6 protein-coding genes and 2 pseudogenes are annotated in these 9,592 nt (G+C 36.9%); 1 reads left to right on the forward strand and 7 read right to left on the reverse strand.

Translation table 11 applies throughout. The features are described 5' to 3' along the window. The 7 genes and pseudogenes from miaA to J7J00_RS14870 form a co-directional block, all read right to left on the reverse strand. Positions 1-921, reverse strand: coding sequence for a tRNA (adenosine(37)-N6)-dimethylallyltransferase MiaA (gene miaA, locus J7J00_RS14840; RefSeq protein ID WP_396020560.1), 921 nt, complete (start codon positions 919-921; stop codon positions 1-3). A gap of 371 nt (positions 922-1,292) precedes the next feature. Further along, complete coding sequence (locus J7J00_RS14845; protein ID WP_214791706.1) at positions 1,293-2,615, reverse strand: sensor histidine kinase; 1,323 nt, start codon at positions 2,613-2,615, stop codon at positions 1,293-1,295. 530 nt (positions 2,616-3,145) lie between these two features. Next, entirely contained in the window at positions 3,146-5,086 is a 1,941-nt protein-coding gene (locus J7J00_RS14850) for an FtsX-like permease family protein (RefSeq protein WP_214791708.1), read from the reverse strand. Then, positions 5,064-5,840, reverse strand: coding sequence for an ABC transporter ATP-binding protein (locus J7J00_RS14855; protein WP_214791709.1), 777 nt, complete (start codon positions 5,838-5,840; stop codon positions 5,064-5,066). Before J7J00_RS14855 ends, J7J00_RS14850 begins: the two co-directional genes overlap by 23 nt. A 97-nt stretch (positions 5,841-5,937) precedes the next feature. Further along, a complete protein-coding gene (locus J7J00_RS14860) occupies positions 5,938-6,999 on the reverse strand; it encodes a sensor histidine kinase (protein ID WP_214791711.1) in 1,062 nt (353 codons plus the stop codon). Next, positions 6,996-7,701 (reverse strand): annotated as a pseudogene (locus J7J00_RS14865) (response regulator transcription factor). The gene J7J00_RS14860 and the pseudogene J7J00_RS14865 overlap by 4 nt, the downstream one beginning before the upstream one ends. A gap of 85 nt (positions 7,702-7,786) precedes the next feature. Further along, positions 7,787-8,242: an SMI1/KNR4 family protein gene (locus tag J7J00_RS14870; protein WP_214791713.1), complete on the reverse strand. Its 456-nt coding sequence runs from the start codon at positions 8,240-8,242 to the stop codon at positions 7,787-7,789. Positions 8,243-9,304: 1,062 nt separating this feature from the next. Between J7J00_RS14870 and J7J00_RS14875 the strand changes: the two are divergent. Further along, positions 9,305-9,592, forward strand: a pseudogene (locus J7J00_RS14875) (DUF1641 domain-containing protein); the annotation flags it as partial.

Genomic DNA, 9,592 nt, shown 5'->3' on the forward strand with positions numbered 1-9,592 from the left:
TTAGTCCTCCTCTTTTCTCTCTAAATTTATGTATTCGCCTTCATTGAAAAGCTTTCCTGCTATAAATCCAGATATTTCATGTATTTTTTTTGGAAAACCCTCGAGATCGGTCATATCAAACCAAATTACATCCATTTTATTCCGAAACCAGGTCAATTGCCTTTTTGCATATCGTCGGGAGTTTTGCTTTAATGTCTCAACCGCTTCATCCAATGAAGCCCTACCATCAAAAAAATCATAGATTTCTTTATAGCCTATAGCCTGGATTGATTGGCAATCTCTCAAACCTTTTTCATAAAATGACTCTACCTCTTGAATCAGCCCTTCTTCCACCATGCCATCAACACGTTGATCGATGCGTTGATATAACTTTTCACGTTCCATTGTCAATCCAATGATGCACGTATCATATTTCAATTCTGTAGGCTGTTCATTCAGCTGCTCGCTCATTGTTTTACCAGTACAATGAAAAATCTCTAGTGCCCTGATCACCCTTCTTACATTATTAGGATGAATTCGATTCGCGCTTTCCGGGTCAACGCTGCGTAATTGTTCAAAAATGGGATCAATCCCCAAATCCCTAACCTGTTTTTCGAGTCCCTCCCTATAAACAGGGTCGGATGGTGCCTCTGAAAATTGATAATCATAAATGACCGATTGTATGTATAATCCTGTTCCTCCGACGATAATGGGAAGTTTACCTCTGCTTTGGATCTCCTCGATACAAGCATTAGCCCGCTCCTGAAACTCTGCCGCACTAAATGGTTCATCAGGGTCTTTAATATCAAGTAAATAATGAGGAATTCCCTCTGTTTCTTCCCTCTTGATTTTTGCAGTCCCAATATCCATCCCCTTATAAACCTGCATGGAGTCTCCGCTAATAATTTCACCATTAAATAACTTTGCCATCTCAATGCTCATCTTTGTCTTCCCAACAGCAGTCGGTCCAATGATAACGAGAAGTTTTCCTTTTTGTTGTTTCACAATCTCACTGCCTTAAATGATTTTTTCCCTATCTTATCATAATCTCGATGAAAGCAGCTAAACATCTACCCAGTATGTCCAATTCAGGTACTTTTATTCAACTTTCCCCCGTAATAATCGTCATCTTTATATCGCCTAGATTGCCAGAGTGTAAAATTGCCAAAAATACTTTTGAAGCTCACAGCTCCATTGCCCCTCTCCCTGGGAGAAGGGAATATAATCCAGTAAATAGAATCGAAAAAAAGTATGATTCCTTCTGCATTTGAGGAACCATACCTTTATATTTTTTGTCTTTCCTTTTGATCAATTTAGCCAATTTTTCCATTAACGGGTATGATCATCGAAACGATCGTTTCTTTTTCAGTGGATTGTACATGAATCTCTCCATCATATCTGTTCACTAAGTCTTTAACGATGAACAATCCTTGTCCGCGGACTTTGCCCTTTTGTGCCTTTTTGGTTGAAAACCCGCTGGCGAATATATTCACCAGATCTAATTCCGAAATCATTGGTCCGGTGTTCGTTACCATAAAGGTATACTTTTCATCATCAGCTTTGCAGGCAATATTCATTCGTCGTTCTTGCTCTGACAATTCAATTGTTGCCTCAATAGCATTGTCGATAACATTTGATAATAATTTAATCAAATCGATTGTTTTAATTCGATTGAAGGATTCGGGTGAAACATCAACCTCAATATCGATGTTATAATTCTGGGCCGAGAGCCTTTTTGTCTCTAACAGAACAGATAAGCCCGGGTGAGTCACATCCAATTTCATCGATTCAATTGTATGCACTTCTTTTGAAAGACCGGTTAAGTATTCGAGTGCTTTTGAGTTTTCCTCTAATTTAAGCAGTCCATGTATCACCTGAATATGATTGGAAAAATCATGCCTTAATGAGCGGACTGAAGCAATGAGAGATTGAAATTCCGATTGATACGTATCTTCCGTATCCCCCACTTCACGTGTCAGTTCCTTTTGATACCATTTTTGAATGACAAAAAAGGTAACCAGCAGCATGATAACAAATCCACCATTATAAACAAGAATGGCAATGCTGCTTTTCAATACCTTACCGTTAATGGCATTAATATCTTCTGCGCTCACATCAATGCCCAAAAAACCAATTATGTCGCCATCTTGATTTTTCATCGGCACTCCCACAGTCAAATACTCACCATACTCCGGATCTTCTAGAATCCCAGTAATGAAGCTTTTGCCTTCATACCCCTGTTTGACCTGCTCCGGCGGAACAGTACATGCACCACCGATAGGAAATTCCCCTTTATGATCTTTAGAAAACCCAGTAATCATGCACTTGGACACTCTCGGATTATCAATCATGATGGTATAAACATATAATGCTCCTATTTTTTCACGGGCATCCTCTAAGTAAGCTTTTATACCCCTATATTCCTGGCTCTTTACTTGGTTATTGAGAAATCGCTGATAGGCCTCTATATCCATCGAGTCGGCAATAGATCTAGCAGCTACCAAGTTTTGATTAGCAACGGATTTTTGCACAGAATTTTTTATGCTTAAATATGTTGAAAACATATTTAGAAGAATGAAAACAATCAATAAAAGAATGGTCAAATAAAGAAGTGCCCTTAACTTTTTATTTTTCATAGGATTAAACTTACCTCATCTCTAGCAGCTAAAAGTTAACGAACCTATTCTGAGTTTACTATATAAAGGGACAAAGAAATAGAGAAAAATCTAATAATCTCTATAATTCCAGGCATATAATACTATAATAAATCAAGTAATTAACAGATTACCCACTAACTTTCGATCATATAACTTTTTCATATTTTATCTGTACTGAACCAACTAATAATTTTTTCCAATAAATCATTTTATTCCCAATAATTAATTATATTAATATAACTTTATGTAAGAAAAAGGGGGGATTGACGATTTTAGGTTTGGTACTTTCTCTTTCAAATAAATAATTTTACCTTTTATATGAAAATATTACAAGAATCTAGAGGTTTCATCTGTAAAATCACACCATAATTCACTCTTTTTATATTAAGTTGCGCGATAATAGTGAATCACTCCTCTTTCAATAGTACATATTAACTAATTCATCATTAAGGAAAACAAAAATGGAATCAGGACCTGAACCCCTGATTCCATTTACGTATGATTAGCTTTTATTTAATCGAATTGATGACTGCCCGCTCATACATCTTTTTTGTTACTTGATAATATAGCAGTTGAAAAAGAAAATACGTTCCGATGACCATAGCAGAATAGACGAACAAGTTGGATCCCAATAAATTGCTTAATGCCACGTAGGCGATTATGGCATGAATCATCCCTATAAGAAAAGGAGCGAAAAAGAGGATGCGTATTTCCGCACTTAAAATTTGCCGTATTTCTTTTTTTGTCAGTCCCAATCGATGAAGGGCATGAATTTGGATTTTTTTATCTTCTAAATTCGTAAAAACTCGCAAATACATCATGCTTCCTTGGACGATAAAGAATAATAAACTGACAAACAAGCCGATAAAAAGTATCAAAATGCTTCCCTGTTTCATTTCTTGATAAATCGGAGCTCTTGTTTGCAATTGATTATGGTCTGGATTATTAGACATTTTTTCGATTTTACTGGATGTTTCCATTGATTCTTCCCAATCTCTAATTTCATACCCGCGTACTCTTACCTTTTCTTTTAAAGGCACATCAGCAGTTATTTCATGAAACAGCCGATCATCGACCACCATCAGGGTCGTTGCTGACTTTATGGGGGCGACTATGGATTGATTGCGCTGACCAATCATTGTTACCTGTATGGTTTGTTTACCATAGTGAAGTTCCTTTTGTTCTCCCTTTTGGACAAATTGATAATCCAGTCCTCCATAAGGAAAAACGTATAACGCTTCCTTTCCAGATAACTTTGCCGGATTAATTTTTCGCAATGCAGCCACATTGTTATAATCACTTTCCGAGATTAATAATGACCTATTTTCATTGGATTCTCCCGTTCTCATATGGGGTAACATGTGGGTAATGGGTACACCTGTCATATTTACTTTGTAAAGGATCTTGAATCCATCTACCTTTAGTGCTTTCTCTACTGCGGATGGTTCAATAATGGAATTTATAGAAGCGTCATTTTCCACCCAGCCAATTGATTGCGGAATGTTATTCATCCCTTGCTTTTTTAAGTCTGCACTGAACATGAAAAGTGTTCCTGCAGCTGTCAAAATGACGGCTGTAATAATCGAGGTCAAAAAGAATAATCTGGAATAGTCTTTAATATTAAATATCAGGTTTGTTTGAGTAATTAAATTCGTTCCACCATATAAGCTTTTCTTCTTCCGGTAAAGCCTGCTGCAAAGAGCGACAATACTTTGGCTGAATAAAAAATAGGTGCCGATCAGTACGAAGAATAAAATGGGCATTACTCGAATATAAGAATTGTTCAACGACATAGTGCCTGCCAAATAATAAGAAACGCTTAAGCTAACGGCTGATAAGGCAATTAACCACTTTGAAACGAAGGGCGTCTTTTTTGGTTTTTGTTTTTCTTTTAGTAAATCGGCCACCTCCGCATTTCCAATGTGGAACAATGAAAGGAGCGATAATAGCTGAAATAGCAAAACGAAACCAACAATCGTATAAACAAAGGCCTCAGGGACAAAAACAAACGATATTGGTTGCTCTACAGCCAATAACCAAGAAACTGCCATTAAGAATAACTTTGAAAATAAAAACCCCAAGCCTATCCCAACCAGGATTGATATGAGGGAAACCATCGTTTGCTCCAGGTAAATCAGTTTTCTTAGTTGGGATTTGGACATTCCAAGCAGTGTCAGCAGCCCAAACTCTTTTTTTCGCGGCTGTATAAATGCGGCATTCGAATAAGCGATAAAGAAAACCGAAAATATGATGATCACTATTTCTGCTGCAATGAGTCCCCTACTAATTAGCTGTCCCCCAGGAATATTCGCATGGACCACATCAGGATGGAAGATAAATGATGCGTAAATAAAAAAGATTGAGACGGAAAGGACAATACTGAAAAAATAAGCTAGATAACGTTGTGCATTTCCCTGGATATTTCTCTTAGCGAGAAGTCGGATGTTCATGATAGACTCCTCCCAAAACGCTTAACGTATCTAAAATCCTTTGATGGAAACTCTGTCTTTCCCCTCCGCTGTGCACCTCCGAAAAGAACTTGCCATCCTTTATGAATAGAATCCGGTCGCAGAAGCTGGCGGCAGTCGGGTCATGAGTGACCATGAGGATGGTTGCTCCCTTTTTCTCCTGAAGTGTCGTGAGGGTATCCATTACCTGCTTGGCGGATTTGGAATCCAAATTACCAGTAGGTTCATCCGCTAAAATAATGGAAGGCTCATGAATCATAGCTCTTGCACAAGCCGTTCGTTGCTGCTGACCTCCGGAAATTTCATAAGTCCGCTTTTCTAAAATCCCTTCTATACCAAGAAGGCTCGCCAACTGATTCACCCTATTTTCCATTTCCTTCAATTTATAATGATCTAACGCTAAAGGAAGGAGGATATTTTCGCGAACGGTAAGTGTATCAAGAAGGTTGAAGTCTTGAAAAACAAATCCAATTTCCCTCCTGCGAAACAAAGCCAGGTCTTGATTGTTTAATTCATTAGGATTTTGATCATTTAGAATGACTTTACCTGTGGTGGGCTTATCAATCGTGGCCATTAAGTTAAGCAGAGTGGTTTTCCCGCTGCCTGATGGACCCATCACCCCGACAAATTCCCCTTTCTGTACATTCATGTTGAAATTATGTAACGCTTTATGAAATAAATTCCCCTGCTTTTGAAAATAAGTTTTGGATAATTGCTCCGCTTTTAAAATCGACATCCTGAAAACCTCCCTTTCTTACCGTAAGTATAATGAATAAAGCGGGAGGCTCCCATCGAAGTTTATTACATAATCGTTTAACACCCTTACAATTCTGTCACCTTTCATGTAAGGTATTTGTCTTAAAGAGAAATTCCACAGTGGTCCCTTCTGATACAGTCGATTGAATGGTAACACCATGCCCAAGCCTGTTAACGACTTCCTTCACTAGATATAATCCCATCCCGGTTGACTCTTGTTGGACTCGCCCGTTCTCTCCAGTAAAAAATGGATCAAACACCCGTTTTACATCATGTGGGACAATTCCAATTCCCTGATCTGTTATCCTGAGGAAAATCTTCGACTCTTTATCAACAATGCTGAACGTTATGCTGTCATGCTCTTCCTGCCTTGAATACTTCAGTGCATTAAAGACCACCTGACTAATGGCGAAGTGGAGCCACTTACGATCCGAATGCACATATACATTCTCAAGCTCCGTGTCAAGCCTGGGATATATGAACCGTTTGATGAACTGTTTCTTTTCCTCGTTAATCACTTGCTTGACTAGATTAATTAAGTCAACCCTTTCCGATTTTACATCCTCCGAAAAACGCTGCAGCCTTGCTCCATGCAATATAATTTCCAGTCCTCTGCGAAATCGATCATTCTCTTCTTCAATCTCTTTAAGATAATCCTTCATCGACTCATTTGAAAATGTCCTTTTGCCTTCTTGAACCAGTAAGGAAATGACTGAAACAGGTGTCTTCATTTGATGAACCCATTGATGAATCAACAGCTCATATTGCTCCTTCTGTTTGATTTGTTCTTGTAATTGTCCAATTGTTACTTGGTTCATTTGTTGAAAAAGTTCCATCCACAACTTTTGTTCATTTGACAGGGGTTCCCTAAAGGCTTCAACATATTCAAACGACAAGCTCGTTTCATGCTTCATCCTTGCTAATTGATTAAGAAAACGGTAATGCCTTATGTAATCGGCCGCTAAAAATAGAAGCATCATAAACAACGCGAGAATAATTAAATAGATGATATTTGAAATCGATATGTGATTCCCCGCTTCCAGAACGGCTAATGCATAAGCAATAATAAGCAGGCTTACCAATAGAACGGTATAAAAAATAAAATAAAGACGGTCTTTTATAAAGGATTTCAGCTTCACTTTTCTTCACCTTGGACTATTTTTAGTCGATATCCTTTTCCCCTGCTAGTTGTGATGGCTTGGTTGACGCCAATATCCTCAAGTTTTCTCCGTACCCTTGTGACATTGACGGTCAATGTATTGTCATCAACAAATGAATCATCATTCCATAATGCTTCAAGTAAATCTTCACGCGAAACAATGGTGTCATACTGTCGTAGTAAACAACTCAATAATTTCAACTCATTGAGTTAACGTTACCCGATTGTCCTGATATTCGATCATCGCTTTTTCCGTATAAAGCGTTAATCCATCCATTTCCTTTATTTGTTGGTGGAATGAAGATATTTCCGCATATTCACCATAAACCCTGCGTAGGACACTCTTTATTTTCGCTAGTACCACTTCCAAATGAAACGGTTTTGTTAAATAATCATCTCCCCCATATTCAATGGCCATGACTTGGTTCATTTCATCTGTCCTTGCAGAGATGAATATGATGGGAACCTTTGAAACCGTCCTTATTAGCCGGCACCAATGAAAACCATCATAATAGGGCAGATTAATATCCAATAAAACCAAATCTGGCTTTATCTCTTGGAACTCCGCAAAGACTTGGTCCAGTTGCTTCACTTCAAATACTTCATACCCGTACCTTTTTAAATAATTGACCAAGATTCCCGCTATTTTGAAATCGTCTTCAACCAATAATATTTTATACATCGTTTTCTCCTAATTAAAATCAATCCTTGAAATGACAATAAAAAACCTTGAATGGTATGAGCCAATCAAGGGGATTCAAATAGAATTATATTTCTTCCGGGATTTTCAATCCCTCAATGAAGGATTTAAAACTCGATGCAACTTTATAAATATTTTCGTCCTGACTTGATGGATCCGAATACCAACCCTGATCCCAGAAGTAAACTCCCTTTTCCTCTTCGTTATCTATCAGCAAGATTTTACCTGCACATGTATCATTACCTATTATAATGCAATTCTTATGTAAGTCTTCCCTATTTTCTTCATGCCATTTCTGTAAATCCAGTTCTTTATCTTGAAGCTCTAATCCATAAAGTAAATTTAAGCAAACGAGCGTGTCTAATCCATCTACATAAAACTTACTGTTTCGAACTGCAGTTGTGCCGCCATTATGCGTAAGGAGAAATTGTTTATAATCTGCTGGGATCTCAAAACCCACAAATTCCTGAAAATTATTCACTGCTTCTTGTGTCGCTTTTCCATATCCGGTAATATTAACCATTCTATCACTCCATTTCAGTTTATTGTAGCAAAATCAATTGATAATCTTATTCTGTAAGCCTGCTAATTGCTTTTTATAAAAAGGACAGGACCTACACTCCATAAAATAAATTATTATTACTTAGAAAATAATACTTTTTTTAAATATATTAACATAATTTTACTATCCTTATCAGTATTTTCTGATATTTTTTTGACAATTTCGTTGCATTTCAATAAGAAAATGACTTTTTTATATAGAGTTTTTGTCGAAAAATCGATAAATCATATAATTCGTAGATAAATCAGGAGTTTTCGAAGATATATCTCCATTTTCGAAGATATATAGGGGTACGATGATGAACATAGCATTATTCTTCCTACCTTATACAATTAAAAAGGCGCCCAACCATTATCTTCTAGGTTATGCGCCTTTTTCCTATTTATGAATTATCCCATTACATCTCAGACAACTTTATAGTCATCATAAGTAATTAATAACCTGCTCATAGAAACTGTCTCAGCACGAATCCTATTCTTATCACGACAATAAGCAATGATAGAACTATTTGGAATTTTGGCTGTACAATTCCATTTACTATATTTTTCATTATATCTGGAGGATATTTCGATATTCTCACCACGAATCTTTAATATCCTGCGTTCTACCAAGGGCATCATCTCCAATTCCGATAATATTCTTTACCCTAAATCAGATAAAATATTCCTGGGTCTCATTCAGACATGGCATATTCAAAGATTATGGACATTATAGCAAACCAAACATATATTCAAAACAAAAAATGTCTACATATTCTGCCGATAGCGGAAATGCGGTGAATCCCAATCGTAATCTTATAGAATGTCTCTTTATTTAATGTATTATAACCAGAATAACCATAATATTTTTTTGGAATATTAAGAGAAATCACAAAAACCACCTAATAACTGTTAATAATAACTATAAAAATTATATTCGTATCACAAAAGAAATATTTGAAATTAAGAGGTCAGAGTCGTATGATTAGTAGTATCGGCGGAAAACACATAAATCAAAATAATTAAGTTTAAAGGGGAATTAGATATGGTAGATGTAGTCTCAAAACCTGAACATGAAACACTTAATATTTCTGCAAACCAAGAACAATTGGATATCCTTGATCAGCTTTTAAAGCCCGAGGTACAGGAATCATTGAACACTTTGGTTGAGCAGTTACCAAAACTGACTGAGTTAGTGAATATTTTAACAAAGTCTTATGATTTCGCTCAATCGGTTGCGACTGATGATGTTTTGAAAAACGATACGGTTAGCGCCATTTCGGAGATCGCAACACCTGTAGTCGATTCAGTAAAAGGGCTTGCGGCTACTGCC

This window comes from Bacillus sp. ISL-4 (assembly GCF_018613275.1).
In the GTDB taxonomy this organism is placed as follows: domain Bacteria; phylum Bacillota; class Bacilli; order Bacillales; family DSM-1321; genus Peribacillus; species Peribacillus simplex_E.